Genomic DNA, 277 nt, shown 5'->3' on the forward strand with positions numbered 1-277 from the left:
TAAGTGGCCAGATCGTTGACCAGCCGGCGCAGCGGAAACAGCAGGGCGCCGTGGTTCTCGACCTCGAAGCCGAGCTCGACGCGCATGTCGAAGTGATCGGGCGGCGCGTAGTAGGGCAGCGCGTCCTCGGCCTGTCCGTACAGACGATCGAGATGCTCCAGCAGGGCCAGGCCGAAGCGCCGCCGCAGGCTGTCGCGCGGCAGCTGGCGCAGGCCGCCAAGCTCGCGGATGCCCATCCGCTGCAAGCGCTCGCCGGCCTCGTCAGGCAGCCGCGCCT

The 277-nt window shown here is 70.4% G+C and carries 1 protein-coding gene; it reads right to left on the bottom strand.

Annotated features, from left to right (window positions below; all coding sequences use genetic code 11):
• Window positions 1-277, bottom strand: a 277-nt coding sequence (locus FLQ44_RS22495; RefSeq protein WP_206209103.1) for a DNA polymerase Y subunit UmuC family protein, incomplete at both ends; no start/stop codon positions are given.

The sequence above is a fragment of the Vogesella mureinivorans genome (assembly GCF_007644035.1).
Classification (GTDB): Bacteria; Pseudomonadota; Gammaproteobacteria; order Burkholderiales; family Chromobacteriaceae; genus Vogesella; species Vogesella mureinivorans.